Source organism: Cellulomonas marina, assembly GCF_900111925.1.
GTDB lineage: Bacteria > Actinomycetota > Actinomycetes > Actinomycetales > Cellulomonadaceae > Cellulomonas > Cellulomonas marina.
Genome location: NZ_FOKA01000007.1, coordinates 39,379 through 58,481 on the forward strand (window position 1 = coordinate 39,379; position 19,103 = coordinate 58,481).

A 19,103-nucleotide genomic window follows, 5' to 3' on the forward strand; every position below is an offset into this window, starting at 1 on the left:
CTACTGGGCCCATGACGACGCCGTCCCCCGGCCGCACGCTCGCGGAGTTCTGGACCCACGACCCCTTCGTCCTCCCGCACGCGGCCAGCGGCACCTACCACCTGTACACGACCGACCCGGTGCTCGGCGCGGTCGTCACGTACACGAGCACCGACCTGCTCCTCTGGCACGGCCCGACCGAGGTGTTCCGTCTCCCGGAGGGTGCGTGGGCGTCGCCCGACGAGGCGCCCTGGGCGCCGGAGGTGCACGAGCACGCCGGCCGCTTCCACCTGTTCACGACGCTGCACGACTCGTCGACGCGGCTGCCGGACGCGGTCGTCGGCGGCACGCGGCTGCGGGCCTGGGGACCGGACGGCCGGGAGATGGTGCCGACGGCCCGCGGCACGGTCGTCGCGGTGGCCGACGACCCCGCGGGGCCGTTCCGGCTCGTGGACGCCGCCGCGTCCGTCGCCCCGGCGGCGTTCATGACGCTCGACGGCACGCTGTTCGTCGACGACGACGGCCGGCCCTGGATGGTCTACGCGCACGAGTGGGTGCAGACGGTCGACGGCACGATCGAGGCGGTGCCGCTGCGCCCCGACCTGTCGGGTGCCGACGGCGACCCCGTCCTGCTGCTGCGCGGCTCGTCGGCCTCCTGGCTCGACGAGGCCGTCCCCGGCCCGGCCGCCCTGCCGCCCTACGTCACGGACGGCCCACAGCTGCGCCGGTTGCCGGGCGGCGCGCTGCTCATGCTCTGGTCCTCCTACCAGCGCCGCCCCGCTGACGACCCCCGTGGTGCCGGCGACGACTACGTCCAGACCTGGGCCGTGTCGGACTCGGGTGCCCTGCGCGGGCCCTGGCGGCAGGGCGACGTCCTCGTCGGCGGCAACGCGGGTCACGGCATGACCTTCGACGCGTTCGACGGCACCTCGTTCCTCGTCCTGCACCGCGGCATGGGTACGTCGCCGCAGCCGCGGATGACGGGGCGTCAGCGGCGGCCCGCCGGCTCGCGGCGTTCGCTGCGCTCCCAGCCGGGGCGCGTGCCGCGCGAGCCGAGGCGGTCGCCACCGCCGCGCGAGCGGTAGACGACGTACGGCCGCCACAGGTACCCGACGGGTGCGCTGAACACGTGCACCAGGCGCGTGAACGGCCACAGCGCGAACAGCAGCATGGCGGTCATGCCGTGCAGCTGGAACCCCAGGGGCGCCGCCGCCATGAGCTCGGGGTGCAGGTCGAACCGGAAGATGCCGCGGAACCACACGGACACGCCCTCGCGGTAGTCGTAGTGCCCGCCCAGGTTGAGCACGGACCCGGCGACGGTGTTCCACAGCCCCAGGACGATGACCACGGTCAGGAACAGGTACATGACCTTGTCCATCCGGGTCGTCGCGCGGAACACCGGTCCGACGGTCCGCCGCCGGTAGATGAGCAGCGCGAGCCCCACGACCGTGCAGAACCCCGCAACCGCCCCGATCGACACCGCCAGGACGTGGTAGACCTCCTCGCTCATCCCCACCGCCTCGGTCCACGACTTGGGGATGCCCAGCCCCATGACGTGCCCCAGGAACACCGCGAGGATGCCGAAGTGGAACATCGGGCTGGCCCAGCGCAGCAGCCGGCGCTCGTAGAGCTGCGAGGAGCGCGTGGTCCAGCCGAACCTGTCGTACCGGTAGCGCCACACGTGCCCGAGCACGAAGACGGCCAGGCAGACGTAGGGGACGACGACCCACAGGACGACGTCGGCGGTGCTGGTCATCGGCGTGCTCTCCTCTTGGTCGAGGGCTGGGTCGAGGGCTGCCTCGAGGGCTGGCTCGAGGGTCGCGGGAAGGGGTGCGACGTGCTGTCCGGCATGTACGACGGCGGCGCGAACGGCTGCAGCCCGACCTCCTCGCCCGGCGGCCCCTCGGCGGCCAGCCGCGCGACGGCCGCGCGCTCGTCGCCGTCCAGGGGCGGCAGGGTGGCGCACACGGCGACGAGTGGGCCGGCCCAGGGCGAGCCCGCCTCGAGCAGCCCGAGCCGCAGCAGCTCCAGCCCCGCGCGGTGGGCCAGCAGCAGTCGCAGGGCCGCCTCCTGCGCGCGCTCGTCCCCCGACGAGCCGAACTCGAGCACGACGCACAGGTGGTCGGGCAGCTCGCCGTCGGGCAGGTCCTCCGACGTCGCCATGGTGAAGCCGGCGGCCCGGTACGCCTGCTTGAACTCGACCAGCGCCACGCCGCGCTTCCGGGTGTCGCCGTAGGCGTAGTAGGTCAGGTACAGCGACCGCCGCCGGGCCAGGTCGAAGGTGGTGACGTAAGCGGCCTCGAGCTCGCCGAGGTCGTGGGTGCGCAGGTGGTCCAGGGTTCCCTCGAGGGGTACCCGCAGGTGCGCCGGCAGCCCCTCGGCGGCGGCCGTCATCGTCGGGAGCAGGTCCAGCAGGTCGCGGGTCGGGTACTCCAGGAGCAGGGCGGCCAGACGCTGGACCACCGCGCTCTCGCGGCTCGCGACCCGGCGGGCGGCCGCGGCGCGGGCGACGCGGTTCACCGGTGGTCCCCCGAGCGCTCGCCGTCGTGCGTGCCCGTGGACCCCGGTGGGATGAGCGCAGCGGAGTCGTCGCCCTCGGGCTCGCGCAGGTCAGCGCCGTCCGGGCCCGGCCTGGGGGGGAACAGGCCCGCCGGTGCCCCCTTGCCGTCCCAGCTCAGCAGGTTCACGCGGGCCTTGCGGGTCGCCGGATCGGCGACCGTGTCCGTGGTCTGCCGCTCCTTGAGCATGTGGAAGTTCTCCACCGCGACGGGGTCGTTGCGGAACGCGCCCCCCGAGCCCTCGCCGAACGGCCCCGAGCCGCCCATGCCCGGTCCGCCGTCGTAGTCGAGCGAGCACTCCGTGGCCAGCTCCTCCAGGCGGTGCGCCTGCTCCGCGTGCGCGGTGGGGATGACGTAGCGCTCGTCGTACTTGGCCAGGGCGAGCAGGCGGTACATCTCCTGCATCGTCGCCTCGTCCAGGCCGACGGCCTCGGGGATCGCCGCCTTCCCGGGGCGGCCCATGTTCAGGTCGCGCATGTATGAGCGCATGGCCGCGAGCCGCTTGAGGACGGCCGTCACGGGCGCGGTGTCCCCGGCCGTGAACAGCTCCGCGAGGTACTCCACCGGGATGCGCAGGGCCTCCACGGCGGCGAACAGGTTGCCCGCGTCCTCCCCGTCCTCGCCCGTCTCGGCGACGACGTCGACGACCGGCGACAGCGGCGGGATGTACCAGACCATCGGCATCGTGCGGTACTCGGGGTGCAGCGGCAGGGCCACCTCGTACCGGTTGATCAGCGCCCACACCGGCGACCGCTGCGCGGCCAGCACCCAGTCGCGCGCGATGCCCGCCCGCTCGGCCTCTGCCTGCACCACGGGGTCGTCGGGATCGAGGAAGACGCGGCGCTGGGCCGCCAGCAGCTCGCGCTCGTCGGTCACCGAGGCCGCCTCCAGCACGCGATCGGCGTCGTAGAGGACCAGGCCGATGTAGCGCAGCCGCCCCACGCACGTCTCGGAGCACACGGTCGGCAGCCCGACCTCCACGCGCGGGAAGCAGAACGTGCACTTCTCGGCCTTGCCCGTGCGGTGGTTGAAGTAGACCTTCTTGTACGGGCAGCCCGTGACGCACTTGCGCCAGCCGCGGCACCGGTCCTGGTCCACCAGGACGATGCCGTCCTCCTCGCGCTTGTAGATCGCCCCCGACGGGCACGACGCCGCGCACGACGGGTTCAGGCAGTGCTCGCAGATCCGCGGCAGGTAGAACATGAACGTCTGCTCGAACTGGAGCTTGACCGTGTCGGAGACCTTCGCCAGTACGGGGTCGTCGGCCAGGAGTGCCGGCGCACCGCCCAGGTCGTCGTCCCAGTTGGCGCTCCACCGCACCTGCATGTCCTCGCCCGAGATGAGGGACTTCGGGCGGGCGACGGGGGTGTGCTCCTGCAGGGGCGCGTCGGTGAGGTTCTCGTAGTCGTACGTCCACGGCTCGTAGTACTCGTCGATGGACGGCATCTTCGGGCTCGCGAACACCGTGAGCAGGTTCTTCAGCCGGCCGCCGGCCTTGAGCTGCAGGCGGCCGCGGCGGTTGAGGGTCCAGCCGCCCTCCCACCTCTCCTGGTCCTCGTAGGTCCGCGGGTAGCCCTGCCCGGGCCGCGTCTCGACGTTGTTGAACCAGACGTACTCCGTGCCGGTGCGGTTGGTCCACGCCTGCTTGCAGGTGACCGAGCACGTGTGGCACCCGATGCACTTGTCGAGGTTCATCACCATCGCCATCTGGGCCATGACGCGCATCAGTACCGCACCTCCTGGGAGCGACGGCGCACGACCGTCACCTCGTCGCGCTGGTTGCCGGTCGGCCCCAGGTAGTTGAACGCGTAGGACAGCTGGGCGTACCCGCCGATGAGGTGGCTGGGCTTGACCAGCAGCCGCGTCAGGGAGTTGTGGATGCCGCCGCGCCGGCCCGTCGTCTCCGTCAGCGGCACGTCGATGAGCCGGTCCTGCGCGTGGTGCATGTAGACCGTCCCCTCCGGCATCCGGTGGGAGACGATCGCGCGGGCGACGACGACGCCGTTGCGGTTCACCGCCTCGATCCAGTCGTTGTCGGCGATGCCGACCTTGGCCGCGTCGACGTCGCTCATCCAGATGAGCGGCCCGCCGCGGGACAGCGACAGCATGAAGAGGTTGTCCTGGTACTCCGAGTGGATGGACCACTTGTTGTGCGGGGTCAGGTACCGCACGGTCACGCCGAGCCCCTCCAGGCCGTCCACCGGGCCGGTGTGCCCTACCGTCCGTTCGCCGAACAGCGCTCCCATGTCCAGCGGTGGCCGGAACACCGGCAGCCCCTCGCCGAGCTCGGTCATCCAGTCGTGGTCGAGGTAGAAGTGCTGGCGGCCGGTGAGGGTGTGCCAGGGCTTGAGCCGCTCGACGTTGACGGTGAACGGCGAGTACCGCCGGCCGCCGTGCTCGGTCCCGGACCACTCAGGTGAGGTGATGACGGTCGTCGGCGCCGCCTGCGTGTCCGCGAAGGTGATCCGCTTGCCCTCGTGCTCGGCGGCGAGGTCGGCCATCCGCGTGCCCGTGCGGCGCTCGAGGGTGTGGAAGCCCTGCGTGGCGAGGCGACCGTTCGTCGTGCCGGACAGGGTGAGCACCGCCTCGCACACGTGCACGTCGCGGCTGAGCAGCGGCCGGCCGTCGGCGACCGCGCCCGGCGCCCCGGGGCGGACGCGGGCGACGCCGTTGACCCGCCGCAGCAGGTCGATCTCCGGTACCACGTCGAAGGTCACGCCCTTCGTCGTGAGGCCCTGCGTGTCGGGGATCGGCCCGAGGGTGGCCAGCTTCGCGGCGACCGCGGCGTAGTCCCGCTCGAGGACGACGAGCTTCGGCATCGTGCGGCCCGGCACGGGGGCGCAGTCGCCGGCCTTCCAGTCCTGGACGCGGCCGTGCGGGTTGGCCATCTCGTCGGGGGTGTCGTGCAGCAGCGGGACCGCGACGACGTCCTCGCGCACGCCCAGGTGCCGCTCCGCGAGCCGGCTGAAGGCCTGCGCGATGGTGTGGAAGGCGTCGAAGTCCGTGCGGGTCTGCCACGGCGGCGCGATGGCCGGGGTGAAGGAGTTGACGAACGGGTGCATATCCGTGGTGTTGAGGTCGTGCTTCTCGTACCACGTGGCTGCCGGCAGGACGACGTCGGAGTAGACCGTCGTGCTCGTCATGCGGAAGTCCAGGGACAGCAGCAGGTCGAGCTTGCCGCTGGGGGCCTCGTCGCGCCAGACCACGTCCCGCGGCCGCGAGCCGGGCGGCGCCTCCTGCGCGCGGAGGTTGGTGTCCGTGCCGAGCAGGTGGTGCAGGAAGTACTCGTTGCCCTTGCTCGACGAGCCCAGCAGGTTCGCGCGCCAGACGGTGAGCACGCGCGGGAAGTTCTCCGGGGCGTCGGGGTCCTCGGCCGCGAACCGCAGGCGGCCCGCCGCGAGCTCGGCCGGGACGTACTGCTCGACGGGCTGCCCCGCGGCGGCGGCGTCGTCGGCCACCTGCAGCGGGCTGCGGTCGAAGGTGGGGTAGGACGGCATCCAGCCCATGCGCGCGCTCTGGGCGATGACGTCGGCGGTCGCCTTCCCCGCGAGGCCGCCGGTGCCCGGCAAGGCGGCGGCGAGGGTGTCGGCGCCGAACGCGTCGTAGCGGAACTGGTCCGTGTGCAGGTACCAGTAGGCCGTCTGGATCATCGTGCGCGGCGGCCGGTGCCAGTCCGTGCCCATGGCGTACATCTGCTGGCCGGTGACCGGGCGGACCTTCTCCTGGCCGACGTAGTGCGCCCAGCCGCCGCCGTTGACGCCCTGGCATCCCGTCAGCGTGGTGAGCGTGAGGAACGCCCGGTAGATGGTGTCGGAGTGGAACCAGTGATTGGTGCCGGCGCCCATGAGGATCATCGACCGGCCGCGGGACTCCTCGGCGTTGGCGGCGAACTCCCGGCCGATCCGCTCGGCCTTCGCCGCCGGCACACCCGTGAACTGCTCCTGCCACGCCGGCGTGCAGGGCTGCGACGGGTCGTCGTACCCGGTGGGCCACTCCCCCGGCAGACCGGGCCGGCCCACGCCGTACTGCGCGAGCAGCAGGTCCATGACCGTCGTGACGAGGTGCCCGCCGACGCGCCGCACGGGCACGCCCCGGCGGACGACCGCCGCCGTCCCGTCGAGCGTGTCGAACCGCGGCAGGTCGACGAGCACGGCGCCCTCGACACCCTCGCCCCCGGCGGTGAGCTGCGGGTCGACCTCCCCCAGGTCGAGGTTCCACCGGCCCTCGCCCTCCGGGCCGAACCGGTGGCCCAGCGACCCGCCCGGCACCACCGGCCGACCCGTGGCCGCGTCCAGCAGGACGGTCTTGAAGGCCGCGTGCTCGCTGCGGGCCTCCGCGCCCGGCAGGTCCTCCGCGGTGAGGAACTTGCCCGGCACGTACGCGCCGTCGTGCTCGTCGAGCCGGACGAGGAACGGCAGGTCCGTGAACCGCTTGACGTAGTCGGTGAAGTACGGGACCTCCCGCTCGACGAAGAACTCGCGCAGCGTCACGTGCCCCATCGCCATGGCCAGCGCGCCGTCGGTGCCGGGCGCCACCGCGAGCCACTCGTCGGCGAACTTCACGTTGTCCGCGTAGTCCGGGGCCACCGCGACGACCTTCTGGCCGCGGTAGCGGGCCTCCGCCATCCAGTGGGCGTCGGGCGTGCGGGTCACGGGCAGGTTGGAGCCCCACATGATGAGGTACCCGGCGTCCCACCAGTCCCCCGACTCCGGGACGTCGGTCTGGTCGCCGAACACCTGCGGCGAGGCCACGGGTAGGTCGGCGTACCAGTCGTAGAACGAGAGCATCGGGGCGCCGATCAGCGCGTGGTACCGGGCGCCGACGCCATGGGACACGATGGACATGGCCGGGATCGGCGAGAAGCCGGCGATCCGGTCGGGGCCGTAGCGGCGGATGGTGTGCACCTGGGCGGCCGCGACCATCTCGGTGGCCTCGTCCCACGTGGCGCGCACGAGCCCGCCCTTCCCGCGCGCCCGCTTGTACTGCCGGGCCGTGGCCGGGTCCTCGACGATGCTCGCCCACGCCTCGACGGGGTCGCCGAGCCGGGCCTTCGCCGCGCGGTAGAGGTCGAGCAGGACGCCGCGCACGTAGGGGTAGCGGATCCGCGTGGGCGAGTACGTGTACCAGGAGAAGGCGGCGCCGCGGGGGCAGCCGCGGGGCTCGTACTCCGGGCTGTCCGGGCCGACCGACGGGTAGTCGGTCTGCTGGGTCTCCCAGGTGATGATCCCGTCCTTGACGTAGACCTTCCACGAGCAGGACCCCGTGCAGTTCACGCCGTGCGTGGAGCGGACCACCTTGTCGTGGCTCCAGCGGTCCCGGTAGAACGTGTCGGCGTCGCGTCCGCCGATCTGGTGCAGCGTCCGCAGGTCGTCCGAGGTCTCGCCGCGGCGCAGGTGGCGGCTCAGGCGCAGCAGCGTGTCCGTGACGCCGCCGTCCATGCCGGGGGCGGCGCCCGTCCTCGCGCGGGTCCGCGCGTCGTCCTGCAGGGTCACGGGAGGGTCCTCTCGGTCGACGGTGCGTCGGGGGCTGCGGGCGGGGCGGCCGGTCCCGCGGTCGTCGGGGGCGGCCGGTCAGCGGCCCCGCGCGGCGGAGCGGCGGACCACCGTGTGCGTGAAGACGGCCGTCAGCAGGCAGACGACCGCCAGCAGACCCAGGCCCAGGCCGTAGTCGCCGAGCGCGTCGTAGACCGCGCCCATGACGAGCGGCGGCACGAACCCGCCGAGCCCGCCGGCGGCCCCGACGAGGCCCGTGACCGCCCCGACCTTCTCCGCCGGGGCGAGCCGGGCGACGAGCGCGAACGTCGCCCCGGAGGACGCGCCCAGCAGCGCCGCGAGCCCGAGGAAGGCGACCGTCCCCGTGGGCGCGAGCGGCAGCTCCAGCGCCGCGAGGCCCGCGAGCACGGCCGCGCCGAGGAAGCACACGACGCACACACTCACGGGGCCCACCCGGTCGGACAGCCACCCCCCGACGGGCCGCATGACCACCGCGAGCACGACGAACCCGGCGGTGCGCAGCGCCGCGTCGCCGGGCGTGAGCTCGAACGCGTTCCGCAGGTAGGCCGGCAGGTAGACGCTGAAGGCCACGAAGCCGCCGAACCCGACGGCGTAGAGCACCGACAGCTGGGCCGTGGCCGGCAGCTTCGCCGTGGCCCAGGTCCGGCCGAGGAACGAGCCCGTCGGCACCGGGCGGCCCGGCGCGTCGCGGACCAGCGCCGCCGCCAGCAGCGCGTACACGGTGAGCACACCCGCGACGATGAGGAACGGCGCCGATCGGCCGAGGGCGTCGGCCAGCCGGACCGTGGTGAAGGCGGCCACCGCGGCCCCGCCCATCCCGACGCCGAAGACGCCCAGCGCCGTGCCCCGCCGCGTCGGCGGGTACCAGGAGCTGACGAGCGGCACCCCGGCGGCGAAGGCCGTGCCGCCGATACCGAGGAAGAACCCGCCGACGATGAGCTCGCCGAAGCTGTCGGCGACGAGCCCGATGTACAGCACGGGCAGCACCGTCAGCAGGCTGACCGCCGGGAACATGACGCGCGCGCCGACCCGGTCCGTCAGCGCGCCGACCGGGATGCGGCCCAGCGACCCGACGACCACGGGGACCGCGACGAGCACCGCCTGCTGGAGGGCGGTCAGCCCCAGGCTCTCCCGGTAGCCGGCGCCCAGCGGCCCGAGGAGCGCCCACGCCCAGAAGTTGACGAGGAACCCGGCGGTCGCCAGCGCCAGGTTGCGCGGCGACCCCTGGACGGCGGCGCCGGTGCCGGCGCAGGGGGCCGTGCGGAGGGGTCCGTCGATCGCGTCGTCGCCATCGGTGCCTCGCGTGGGTCGTGCGACCGCGCCGGACGCCCGTGGGGCACGCCGGCGGCGGCGACGAGCACCCCCGGGTGGCTCCGGCGGGTGACGCCTGCGATCGACCGTAGTGCTTCACCCGTTCGGGGACCAGCCTCGTGGACGACCTGGTCAGAGGTGTGCGGCGATCGGCGTCACCCGCATCTACGGGGCGGGGGACACCGCCTGCGGGCGGGCTGCGGCGCCCGCGGGCCCATCGGCGTCGCCCGGGCCCGCGACCACCCGCAGGAGCCGCAGGAGCTCGGCACGATCGGCCTCCGGCAGGCGGGCGAGGCGCTCCTGCGCTCCCAGGTGCCGCCGGTGCGAGAGCCGCCGGAGGACCTCGCGCCCCGCCGGCGTCAGCTCGACGAGGGTCGCGCGGCGGTCGGTCGGGTCCGGCAGCCGGGCGACCAGCCCGTCGGCCTCGGCCTGGTCCACCTTCGACGTCATGGACCGCGGCGCGACGTCGAGCTCGGCCGCCAGCTCCCCCGGCCGCCGCGCGCAGCCGCAGCGCTCGAGGTGGCGCAGGAACCGCACCTGGCCCGGCGTCACGCCGTCGGGCTCACCGCTGGCTGAGGTCTCCCGGCGGAGCGCGTGCAGCAGCGTGTGCAGGAGCTCCAGGAACTCGGCACTCTCGTCAGGGCTGTCCGGCACGAGCCGAGCGTACCCCGGTGGTGTGTCAGGCACATAGTGAGTTAGACTCAGCACCGGCCCGGCTCCCCGATGCGACGACGCCCGCCGCCGGACGCCCGGACCAGGGAGGAGGCATCCGTGTCGATGCCCCACATGCCCGGTGGCGGCGGACCCATGTCGCGCACCTTCGGCCAGGACCGCAGCGTCGCCCGGCGCAAGCTCTCGCGCGCCACGCTGCGCCGCATCCTCGCCTTCGCCCGGCCCTACCGCGCCCGGCTGTCGGTCTTCCTCGTGCTCATCGCCGTCGAGGCCGGGCTGGGCGCGCTGACGCCGCTGCTGTTCCGGCACCTCATCGACGACGGCATCACGCCCGGCCGCACCGACGTCGTCGTCACCATCGCCGGGGTCGTCGCGCTCGTCGCCGTCGTCGGCGCCGCGCTGTCCGTCGCCGACCGGTGGGTCTCCGCCCAGGTCGGTGAGGGCCTCATCCAGGACCTGCGCACCGCCGTGTTCGACCACGTGCAGCGCATGCCGCTCGCCTTCTTCTCGCGCGCGAAGACCGGCGCGCTCGTCCAGCGCCTCAACGGCGACGTGCTGGGCGCGCAGCAGGCCTTCACCTCCACGCTGCAGAACGTCGTGTCCAACGCGCTGACCGTGGTGTTCGTCCTGGCGGCGATGCTGTCGATGTCGTGGCAGCTCACGCTCGTCTCGCTGGTGCTCGTGCCCGTCTTCGTGCTGCCCGCCCGCTGGTTCGGGCGCAAGATCGCCGCCATCACCCGCGAGAGCTACGAGCTCAACGCCGAGGCGGCGCAGACCATGACCGAGCGCTTCAACGTCGCCGGCGCACACCTCGTCAAGGTGTTCGGCGAGCCGGAGCGGGAGGCGGCCTCCTACGCCGGCCAGGTCGAGCGCGTCCGCGACATCGGCGTCAAGCGCGCCCTGTACTCCACGTGGTTCCGCGTCGGCCTGACGACGGTCGCGTCCGTCGCCGTCGCGATCGTCTACGGCCTCGGCGGCGTGCTTGCCATCCGCGGGGAGCTCACCGTCGGCGTCGTCGTCGCCCTCACCGCGTACCTCACGCGGCTCTACGGGCCGCTGACCGCGATGTCCAACGTCCAGGTCGACGTCATGACCGCGCTGGTGAGCTTCGAGCGCGTGCTCGAGGTGCTGGACCTGAAGCCGACGGTGACGGACCGCCCCGACGCCCGGGATCTCCGCGCGGCCGTGGCCCGGCGCGGCGCGGACGTCGAGCTCGTCGGCGTCGGCTTCCGCTACCCCGGCGGCGACGAGGTCTCGCTCGCCTCGCTGGAGTCCGTCGCGGTCCCGCAGCACGACGCGGCCGCGGACACCCTGCTCGACGTGTCGTTCCACGTGCCGGCCGGGCGCATGGTGGCCCTCGTCGGGCCGTCCGGCGCCGGCAAGACCACCATCTCCGCGCTGGTCACGCGCATGTACGACCCCACCCGCGGCGCCGTCCGGGTGGCGGGCGAGGACCTGCGCGACGTGACGCAGGCGTCGCTGCGCGCCACGGTCGGCATCGTGAGCCAGGAGGCGCACCTCTTCCACGACACCATCGCCGGCAACCTGCGCTACGCCCGTCCCGACGCCACCGACGAGGAGCTGTGGGCCGCGCTGCGCCAGGCGCACGTCGCCGACCTCGTCGCGGGGCTGCCCGACGGGATCGGCACGGTCGTCGGCGACCGCGGGTACCGGCTCTCGGGCGGCGAGCGCCAGCGGCTGGCCATCGCGCGGCTGCTGCTCAAGGCGCCGGACGTCGTCGTGCTCGACGAGGCGACGGCGCACCTCGACTCCGAGTCGGAGGCCGCCGTGCAGGCCGCGCTCGACCAGGCCCTCGCCGGCCGGACCAGCGTCGTCATCGCCCACCGGCTCTCGACCATCCGCCAGGCGGACCTCATCGTCGTCGTCGACCGCGGTCGCGTCGTGCAGCAGGGCACGCACGCCGAGCTGCTGGCCGCGGGCGGGCTCTACGCCGAGCTCTACCGCACCCAGTTCGCCCCCGCCGCGGCCGCCTGACGGCTACCCGTCACCGTCCGGACGCCAGCCGCGGCCCGGGTCGCGGTCGTCGCGCCGCCACGTGCGTGGCGCGCCCTGCTCGACGAGGGCCGCCCGCAGCCACAGCGTCGCGTCGGGGTCCCACCCGCCGAGGAAGGTCCGCGTGCCGGGTCGGCCGGGCACGGGCAGCGCACGGCCGGAGGTCTCGAGCCAGGCGAGCACGGTCAGGTGCACGCCGTCGGCGCCGTCCGCGAGCGCGTCGACGTCCGGGACGACCCAGCGGTCGTCGGCGCGGGATCGACCCGCCCCGGCCTCGCCGGGCAGCCCGCCGGTCGCCATCGACCAGAGGTACCCGCGCGACGAGGTCACCTCGAGCGGGTGCGCAGCCGTCAGCGCCGCCCAGCCGGCGGCCGACCGGACCTCGACGACGCGCGCCTCCGGGTCGACGACGGCCGCACCGACGTGCAGCGCCTCGTCGCCCGGGTGGTCCTCGACGAGGTCCAGCGCCCAAGGGACGCCGTCGGGCCCGTCGCCGGCGGTCGCCAGCGCCCCGTCCGCCGCCGTCGGGCGGCACCACCACGCCCCCGAGACCGGGGCCGGCGGCCGCCCCGCCGCCGCGCTCTCGGCGGCCCGCAGGTCCGCGCACCACCGGGCGACGACCTCGCGCGGGTCGGCGCGGTCGCGCAGGGAAGGCTGCGGCGGCGGCTCGTCGGCCCATCCGTGCTGCACCAGCCGCTGCGCACCGCGCTGCACCGGCGCATCCCAGGACGCGGCGGCGGGGTGGGCCAGCACCGCCGCGAGCGCCGGGGCCAGCGCATCGCGGACCGCGGGCTGCGCGAGCAGGCGGTCGAGCCCTTCAGGAGGCTGCCAGGAGCGGGCCGTGTCGACGACGGCGGCGAGCGTGGGCCGGGGGTCCGGCCCGCTGGCGAGCGCCTCGACCTCGACGCGGGCCAGTGCCGCGACGACGCCCGCCGGCCCCGGCGGCAGGCCCGCGGGGCGCAGGTCGTCGAGCGAGGGCACGCCGCCGCCGGACGCGCCGCGAACGGCGACCAGGGTCACGGTCGACCCGTCGTCGAGCGCCGTCGCCGGTGCGAGGGCCGCGAGCCGGAGGTCCTCGCCGCCGGGCGCGGTGGCGGCCGCCTCGAACGCCAACCGCCGCCCCCGCGGCCCGGCGAGCAGCCGGGCGACGAGGTCCTCGCCGCTCACCGGAACCGCCCGAGGTGGATCCCGGCGATCGCGAGCGCCGCGATGGTCTCGCCGTCGCGAATCGTCCCGTCGGCGACCAGGGCCAGCACCTGCGCGAACGGCACGCGTCGGACGGTGCTGATCCCCTCGGAGGCCTGCTCGGCGGCCGTCCCGGCGGCGCCGGCGGCCGGCAGCGGCTCGACGCCCTGCGCCAGCACGACGTGCTCCGGCGCGCGGGCGACGCCGTTGAGCGCCTCCATCCCGCCGAGCCGCGTCCACTCCCGCGCCGTCAGCCCGGTCTCCTCCGCGAGCTCGCGCCGCGCGGCGACGAGCGGGTCCTCGCCGTCGGTGCCGCCGCCGGGCAGCTCCACCGACCCCGGGCCGGTGGTGTACCGGTCCACGGTGACCAGCACGACGCGGTCCTCGTCGTCGAGCGCCACGACGAACACCGACGGCCGCCGCACCTCCACGACCCCGTACAGGCCGGCGCCGCCGTCCGGGCGGCGCACGCGATCCTCGCGGACGACGAGCCACGGGTTCTCGTAGGCGACACGGCTGTCGAGGGTCCCCCAGCCACCTGTGGACCCGCGCTCCTCGTCGTCCGCCATGGCCCGACCGTAGCGAGGGCCTCCGACAGGGGTGGAGAGGCACCTCACCACCTCCCGGCTGGACCCCCCGCACCGGCGTTGCGACCATGGCAGAGGCCCCGACGGTGGGGCGCCGGACGAGGGAGCCGTACCCGGAGCGCGACAAGACGGCCGGCGGAGGTCGTCATGTCGTGGGTCGTGCTCGTGCTGTCCGGGGTGCTCGAGGCCGTGTGGGCCACCGCCCTGGGCCGGTCGGAGGGGTTCAGCCGCCTCGGGCCGTCGGTGGTGTTCGGCGTCGCGCTCGTGCTGAGCATGGGCGGGCTCGCGTACGCGTTGCGGGAGATCCCGGTCGGCACGGGCTACGCGGTGTGGGTCGGCATCGGCGCGGTGCTCACCGTCGCGTGGGCGATGGCGACCGGCGCCGAGCCCGTGTCCGTGGTGCGCGTGCTCCTGCTGGCGGGGATCGTCGGCTGCGTCGTCGGCCTCAAGCTCGTGCACTGAGCCGGACGAGCGGGCCGGACGAGCGGGCCGGCGAGCGGGCCGGCGCACCCGCGCGTCAGATGGTCTGCACCGACCCGGCGTCGACGCGGTAGTTCGAGCCGTTGACGAACGACGCACGCTCGCTGACGAGGAAGCCGATGACGGCGGCGACCTCCTCGGGTCGGCCGCGGCGGCCGAGCTCCATGCCCGGCCGCTCCTCGGCGAGGAACGAGCGGATCGCCTCGTCGACCGAGGTGCCGTTCTCGTCCGCGCGCTCGTCCATCATCGCGTCCGTCATCGGCGTCTCGATGAACGCCGGCGAGACGGCGTTGACCAGCACGCCCTCCGACGCGTACGTCTTCGACAGGCCCTTGACCAGCGCGAGGACGCCCGCCTTCGCGACGCAGTACGGCAGCTCGTCGGGGTAGGGCTGCACCGCGTCCTCGGAGGCGACGAGCACGACCCGTCCCCAGCCCCGCGCACGCATCCCGTCGATGACGGCCCGCACCGCCCGCACGGCGGCGAACAGGTCCGTCTCGAGCGTCTGCCGCCAGCCGTCCTCGTCGATCTCGTGGAAGAGGCCCTGCGCGCCGGTGATCCCGGCGGCGTGGACCAGCACGTCGACCGCGCCGAACCGCTCGGTCGCCGCGGCGACGACCCGCTCGGCGCTGCCCGCCTCCGTGAGGTCGGCGGCGACGGTGAGCACGCGGTCCGCCGGGGCGTCCAGCGTCGCCGCGGCCTTCTCCAGGCGCTCGGCGTCGACGTCGGTGAGCACCACGCGGGCGCCCTCGTCGAGCAGCAGCGCCGCGGTGTGCAGGCCGATCCCGGAGTCGGCGCCGGTCACCAGCGCCACGCGTCCGTCGATGCCCAGGTCCATGCGAGGTCCTCTCTCCAGCGGGGGTTGCGGAGGGTGGTGTGGGTCGTGCACACCCGGACGATGCCGGGCGAGGTGCGCTCAGGGCCGGCGGTACGCCAGCTCGACGACGGGCGTGCGGCCGGCCGGCCGGCGTGCGGGGGCGGAGCCGGTGAGCGGTGCCGTGGGGCGCGGGGCGTACCGGTCGTCGTGCGCGGCGTTCCGGGGCGAGGACACGACGAGCGTCTTGGCGGTGTCGAGGACGACGAGGTCCTCGACCAGCGCGGCCCGCACGTCGGGCTGGAGCCACTCGGAGGAGGAGTCGGCGGCCCACTGCCGCCACGTGGCACCGGCGACGGAGCCGACGTACCCGCCCACCGCACCGGCCAGGAGGGCGACGAGGTGCGCGCCGCCACGGCGGTGCTCGAGGACCGACAGCGCCACGGCGCCGCCGGCGCCCGCGGCCACCCGCGCCGGCAGCATCGGCCACGCGAGCCGGCTGGGCGTCGTGGGCAGCTTGTCCGCCACCGCCTCCCCCACGAGCGCGGCACCCGCGGCGAGGCGCACGAGGGCCGCCCCCGGCCCGCGGCGGCCCTTGACGGCCACCAGTGCGGGGACCGCGAACCCCGTGGACGAACGACCACCGGCCGCGAGGCCCAGCGTCACCGATCGCGTCAGCACACCCATGGGGCGTGTCTACCGGGCACGGGGGGCGGCGGCATCTCGGCGGCGGCTCCGGGCAGGGACCGCGGCCACAGGTAGTGCTGCGGGCTGCGGCCCTCGTCGCCCCGGGTCCCGCGGCGGTACCGTCCACCCGTGGGACCAGGGGGCCAGGACCTCCCCGGGTGGCGGCGCGGCCCCCGGTGGGACGCGGTGCGCACCGGCGTGCTGGCCCGGCTGCGCGCGGGCGCGATCGCGGGCGGTGCCCGTCCGGCGCGCGTGCTGGCGGCCGTGCTCGTCGGCGCCACCGCCGTGGCGGCGCTCGTCGCCGACCCCGTCGTGACCCGCGCCGTCACCGAGCGGGCGCCCGCGACGAGCGGGGCCTACGACCTGCTGGTCACGGCGCCGGGGACGGAGGCCGTGCTCGACGGCTACGTCCCGCCGGCCCTGCTGGCCAACCTCCCGGAGCGCCTCGGGCTCGACGACGTCGCCCGCGTCCGGGCCGTCGACGGGGTGGAGGTCGCGGCGCCGCTGGGCGAGGTGCTGCTCGACGTGGCCGACGCGGACCAGGTGTCGTTCGTCGTGCCGGTCGACCGGTCCAACACGACGACCCCGAACCCGCAGGCGTACCGCCTCGAGCTGACGTGGACGACCGACGACGGGCTGGGCGAGCGCGTCGTGGACCACCGGCGGCTGGTGGCCGTGATCGACGACGCGGACCTGCCGCCCGTGGTGGACGACGACGTCGCCGCGCTGCCCGACGGGTGGTCCTGCACGGTCGACCGGCAGGTCTACTCCGCCGACGACCCGGAGTCCGCGCCGTGCCGCACGTACCCGCGCACGGCCGTGCAGGTCTCGGCGCTGGGCACGAGCTCGAGCTTCACGCAGGCGACCGCCAAGGAGGGCCTCATCTCCTTCGCGCTGGGCTTCACGCCGCGCGAGCGGTCGCGCGTGACCCTGGTCGACCCCGCCGCGGAGCGGGCCCTGCTGGGCGAGGCCGGCGCGTTCCTCGACCCGCTGGTCTCGGCGGCCGCCGCGGGGGCGGACGACGTGCCGTCGCTCGCCGCCTGGGCGGCCGAGCAGCCCGCGACCCCCTTCGTCGACGCCCTGCGGGCGATGTGGGAGCGGCAGGAGGCGGCCCGGACCGAGGGGCCGTGGGTGTCCTACGACTCCGAGGAGGAGCCGCCGTGGCCGGAGCCGCCGGTCGCGCCCGTCCTGGTCGCCGCCGGACGGTCCCCGCAGCTGCGGCTCACGGCGGAGGTCACGGCCGGCTTCGGCGAGGTGGGCGTCATCGGCGGACCCGGGCTGCAGACGTTCCTGCCGCCGGCCGGGGTGCAGGACGGCGTCGGTGAGCCCGTCGGCACCGCCGTCGTGGACGTCTCCCAGGCCGCCGACCCGCTGCTGTCCCGGGCGCAGCGCGTCGTGTGGCCGGGTGAGCAGGTGCCGAGCACCGACCGGCTGGCCTCGGCCCAGGACACCTGGGGGCTGCCCGCGGTGCTGGCGGCGACGACGACCACCCCGGTGCCGGCGCTACGCGAGAGCGACGGCGACCGCGTCCTGCGGCCCGAGGGGTTCGTCGCGCCGGACCGCGACGACTTCTGGGACGGCGGCGTCGGGATCACGACGGCGTCCGACGGCACCCCGGTGGGGCGCGAGGCCGCGTTCCAGGACGAGGTGGGTACGGGCTCCGCCGCGGCCGACGAGGACGGGTTCTTCGCGGGGACGTTCCTCGCGCCCGTCGCGCGCTACGACCCGGCGGACCTGCCCGGGCTGCTCGACGACGGCACCGGCGGCACGGCACCCCTGGGGCTGGCGGTGCCGGCACCGGTCCTCGTCGCCGACGCCGCGGGGCGGCCGCTGCGGGCGGCGGCGCTGCGGCCGACGCTGGCCGGGGTCGGGCTGGCCGACGCCGGGGCCACCGCGATCGCGGACGTGGCGTGGGGTGAGGCCTGGGGGGCCGACGCGGCGGTGAGCAGCGTCCGGGTGCGGGTGGCCCCGGCCGCGGACGTCGACGCGGTGGCCGCGGCGCTGCGCGCGGAGGGCTTCGTGGTGACGGCGGTCGCGGGGTCGGCGACCCGCACGGTGGACGTCGTCATCGAGCGGTACGCGCGCGGGACGGACGACCCGTCGGGCGCCCAGGCCGTCGGCGCCCTCGGCACCGTCCGGCAGGAGTGGGTGCGCGTCGGGCCGACGCACGTGGTCGCGGCGCCCGTGATCGGGGCCACGGCGACGCTGCGGCTCGTGGCGGTCGCGGCCCTGCTCCTGCTGCTCGCACCGGCCGCGGCCGGACTCCTGGCGCGACGCCGTGCCGCCGCCGTCGCGGTCGGCGGGGACAGCCTTCCCGCTCCCGCCGACGAGCCCCTCGGCGAGGAGCTCGCGCCGGCAGGCCGTCCTGGTCGGGGCGCGGCCCTCGTACGGGTGCGCGACGCGTGGCGGGACCGCGTGCGGGAGCGGCGCGCGCGGGCCGAGAGCGGTGTCGTCGACCTGACGGCCTGGGACGGCGACGGGTGGGACGACGACCGCTGGGACGACGACCGCTGGGCCGGCGACGGCTGGGGGCCGGGCGGTCCGGGAGCGGCGGGCTGGGCGACGTCCGACGCCTCGTCGTGGGAGGGGGAGCCGGTCCGCGGGCGTGCCGGCGCCGCAGCCGGGACCGCCCGTACCCGCAGCGGCTGGGCCGCGGTGGAGGACGAGGACGAGGGCGAGGGCGACGGCGACGGCCTGGCCGGCGGTGGCGAGCCCTCCCGGGACGCCGGTGTGCCGCCCGTGGTCGCCGCCGCCTGGGCCGCCCTGCGTCGGCGGGGCGCGACGTCGCAGGTGCTCGCGCCGCTGCTGGCCGCGCTCGCGGGCGGGGCAGCGACGGTGGTGGCGGCGCGGGCCGTCGTCGCGGCGGACGGGTCACTCGTCGCCGGAGCCGTGCTCGCCGGCGCGCTGCTGCCGCAGCTGGTGCTGGTCGCGGTGGTGCTCGTCGCCGCGGTGGCGGTCCTGCGCCGGGCGGCACGGCGGGTGCCCGTGGTCGCCGGGGCCGTCCTGGGCGCGGCGCTGGTCGGGGTGGGTGCCGCCGCCTGGACGCCCGTGGTCCTCGCCCTGGTGGCCGGGGTGATGGTCGGCGTGCTCGCCGGGACGACGGTGCGGGCCGCCGCATCGGACGGGGACGGGCACGAGGTCGGGCACGAGCCCGGTGACCTGTCCGACGACGTCGGGAACGACGGTGGCGCGGGGCAGGCCGACGGCGACGCCGCGGACGCGCCGGGTGACGGGGACCCCCACGACCCCCGCACCGCCGAGCCCGCACCCGCGCGCGGCTGAGCAGCACGACCGTCCGGCAGAC

At 75.5% G+C, this 19,103-nt stretch carries 14 protein-coding genes and 1 riboswitch; of the genes, 4 read left to right on the forward strand and 10 right to left on the reverse strand.

The window, feature by feature from the left end; translation table 11 throughout:
- Window positions 1-11: 11 nt before the first annotated feature.
- Window positions 12-1,064 carry a glycoside hydrolase family 43 protein gene (locus BM048_RS09055; RefSeq protein ID WP_090032545.1) on the forward strand — a complete coding sequence of 351 codons (1,053 nt, stop codon included), beginning with the start codon at window positions 12-14 and terminating at the stop codon, window positions 1,062-1,064.
- On the opposite strand, the gene narI is transcribed toward BM048_RS09055, so the two are convergent.
- The 6 genes from narI to BM048_RS18160 form a co-directional block, all read right to left on the reverse strand.
- The gene (gene narI, locus BM048_RS09060; RefSeq protein ID WP_090032546.1) at window positions 968-1,735 is read right to left on the reverse strand and encodes a respiratory nitrate reductase subunit gamma; all 768 of its coding nucleotides are present in this window, start codon (window positions 1,733-1,735) and stop codon (window positions 968-970) included. The two genes, BM048_RS09055 and narI, sit on opposite strands and share 97 nt — an antisense overlap.
- Window positions 1,732-2,499 (reverse strand): nitrate reductase molybdenum cofactor assembly chaperone, encoded by a 768-nt coding sequence (gene narJ / locus BM048_RS09065; protein WP_090032548.1) that lies wholly within the window; start codon window positions 2,497-2,499, stop codon window positions 1,732-1,734. Before narJ ends, narI begins: the two co-directional genes overlap by 4 nt.
- The gene (gene narH / locus BM048_RS09070; RefSeq protein WP_090032549.1) at window positions 2,496-4,262 is read right to left on the reverse strand and encodes a nitrate reductase subunit beta; all 1,767 of its coding nucleotides are present in this window, start codon (window positions 4,260-4,262) and stop codon (window positions 2,496-2,498) included. The genes narJ and narH overlap by 4 nt, the downstream gene beginning before the upstream one ends.
- Entirely contained in the window at window positions 4,262-7,975 is a 3,714-nt protein-coding gene (locus tag BM048_RS09075) for a nitrate reductase subunit alpha (protein WP_090032735.1), read from the reverse strand. Before BM048_RS09075 ends, narH begins: the two co-directional genes overlap by 1 nt.
- 132 nt (window positions 7,976-8,107) lie before the next feature.
- Window positions 8,108-9,328, reverse strand: a complete 1,221-nt coding sequence (locus BM048_RS09080) for an MFS transporter (RefSeq protein ID WP_090032550.1) — start codon at window positions 9,326-9,328, stop codon at window positions 8,108-8,110.
- A gap of 198 nt (window positions 9,329-9,526) precedes the next feature.
- On the reverse strand, window positions 9,527-10,015 hold the full coding sequence (locus BM048_RS18160; protein WP_175499428.1) for a MarR family winged helix-turn-helix transcriptional regulator: 489 nt from the start codon (window positions 10,013-10,015) through the stop codon (window positions 9,527-9,529).
- 123 nt (window positions 10,016-10,138) lie between these two features.
- On the opposite strand from BM048_RS18160, the gene BM048_RS09090 reads away from it, so the two are divergent.
- On the forward strand, window positions 10,139-12,028 hold the full coding sequence (locus BM048_RS09090; protein WP_090032738.1) for an ABC transporter ATP-binding protein: 1,890 nt from the start codon (window positions 10,139-10,141) through the stop codon (window positions 12,026-12,028).
- A gap of 3 nt (window positions 12,029-12,031) precedes the next feature.
- Here BM048_RS09090 and BM048_RS09095 read toward each other — a convergent pair whose 3' ends face one another.
- Both BM048_RS09095 and BM048_RS09100 read right to left on the reverse strand, forming a co-directional pair.
- Window positions 12,032-13,213: a hypothetical protein gene (locus BM048_RS09095; protein ID WP_090032553.1), complete on the reverse strand. Its 1,182-nt coding sequence runs from the start codon at window positions 13,211-13,213 to the stop codon at window positions 12,032-12,034.
- Window positions 13,210-13,800: an NUDIX domain-containing protein gene (locus tag BM048_RS09100; RefSeq protein WP_090032554.1), complete on the reverse strand. Its 591-nt coding sequence runs from the start codon at window positions 13,798-13,800 to the stop codon at window positions 13,210-13,212. The genes BM048_RS09095 and BM048_RS09100 overlap by 4 nt, the downstream gene beginning before the upstream one ends.
- 91 nt (window positions 13,801-13,891) lie before the next feature.
- Window positions 13,892-13,955: riboswitch (guanidine-III (ykkC-III) riboswitch) on the forward strand.
- Window positions 13,956-13,965: 10 nt separating this feature from the next.
- Here BM048_RS09100 and BM048_RS09105 point away from each other — a divergent pair.
- Complete coding sequence (locus BM048_RS09105; protein WP_090032556.1) at window positions 13,966-14,280, forward strand: DMT family transporter; 315 nt, start codon at window positions 13,966-13,968, stop codon at window positions 14,278-14,280.
- A 55-nt stretch (window positions 14,281-14,335) separates the two neighbouring features.
- Here the strand turns inward: BM048_RS09105 and BM048_RS09110 are convergent, their stop codons facing one another.
- Together BM048_RS09110 and BM048_RS09115 are read right to left on the reverse strand one after the other, a co-directional pair.
- Window positions 14,336-15,136, reverse strand: coding sequence for an SDR family NAD(P)-dependent oxidoreductase (locus BM048_RS09110; protein ID WP_090032558.1), 801 nt, complete (start codon window positions 15,134-15,136; stop codon window positions 14,336-14,338).
- A gap of 78 nt (window positions 15,137-15,214) precedes the next feature.
- Entirely contained in the window at window positions 15,215-15,799 is a 585-nt protein-coding gene (locus tag BM048_RS09115; RefSeq protein ID WP_139224389.1) for a hypothetical protein, read from the reverse strand.
- Window positions 15,800-15,928: 129 nt separating this feature from the next.
- Between BM048_RS09115 and BM048_RS09120 the strand changes: the two genes are divergently transcribed.
- Entirely contained in the window at window positions 15,929-19,081 is a 3,153-nt protein-coding gene (locus BM048_RS09120; RefSeq protein ID WP_139224390.1) for a hypothetical protein, read from the forward strand.
- Window positions 19,082-19,103: the final 22 nt, after the last annotated feature.

What these genes read in the sequence shown, in the direction of transcription:
- BM048_RS09055 (WP_090032545.1), top strand. Translation starts at nt 12, where the DNA reads ATGACGACGCCGTCCCCCGGCCGCACGCTCGCGGAGTTCTGGACCCAC.
- narI (WP_090032546.1), bottom strand. Translation starts at nt 1,735, where the DNA reads ATGACCAGCACCGCCGACGTCGTCCTGTGGGTCGTCGTCCCCTACGTC.
- narH (WP_090032549.1), bottom strand. Translation starts at nt 4,262, where the DNA reads ATGCGCGTCATGGCCCAGATGGCGATGGTGATGAACCTCGACAAGTGC.
- BM048_RS09075 (WP_090032735.1), bottom strand. Translation starts at nt 7,975, where the DNA reads ATGGACGGCGGCGTCACGGACACGCTGCTGCGCCTGAGCCGCCACCTG.
- BM048_RS09090 (WP_090032738.1), top strand. Translation starts at nt 10,139, where the DNA reads ATGCCCCACATGCCCGGTGGCGGCGGACCCATGTCGCGCACCTTCGGC.
- BM048_RS09100 (WP_090032554.1), bottom strand. Translation starts at nt 13,800, where the DNA reads ATGGCGGACGACGAGGAGCGCGGGTCCACAGGTGGCTGGGGGACCCTC.
- BM048_RS09105 (WP_090032556.1), top strand. Translation starts at nt 13,966, where the DNA reads ATGTCGTGGGTCGTGCTCGTGCTGTCCGGGGTGCTCGAGGCCGTGTGG.
- BM048_RS09110 (WP_090032558.1), bottom strand. Translation starts at nt 15,136, where the DNA reads ATGGACCTGGGCATCGACGGACGCGTGGCGCTGGTGACCGGCGCCGAC.
- BM048_RS09115 (WP_139224389.1), bottom strand. Translation starts at nt 15,799, where the DNA reads ATGGGTGTGCTGACGCGATCGGTGACGCTGGGCCTCGCGGCCGGTGGT.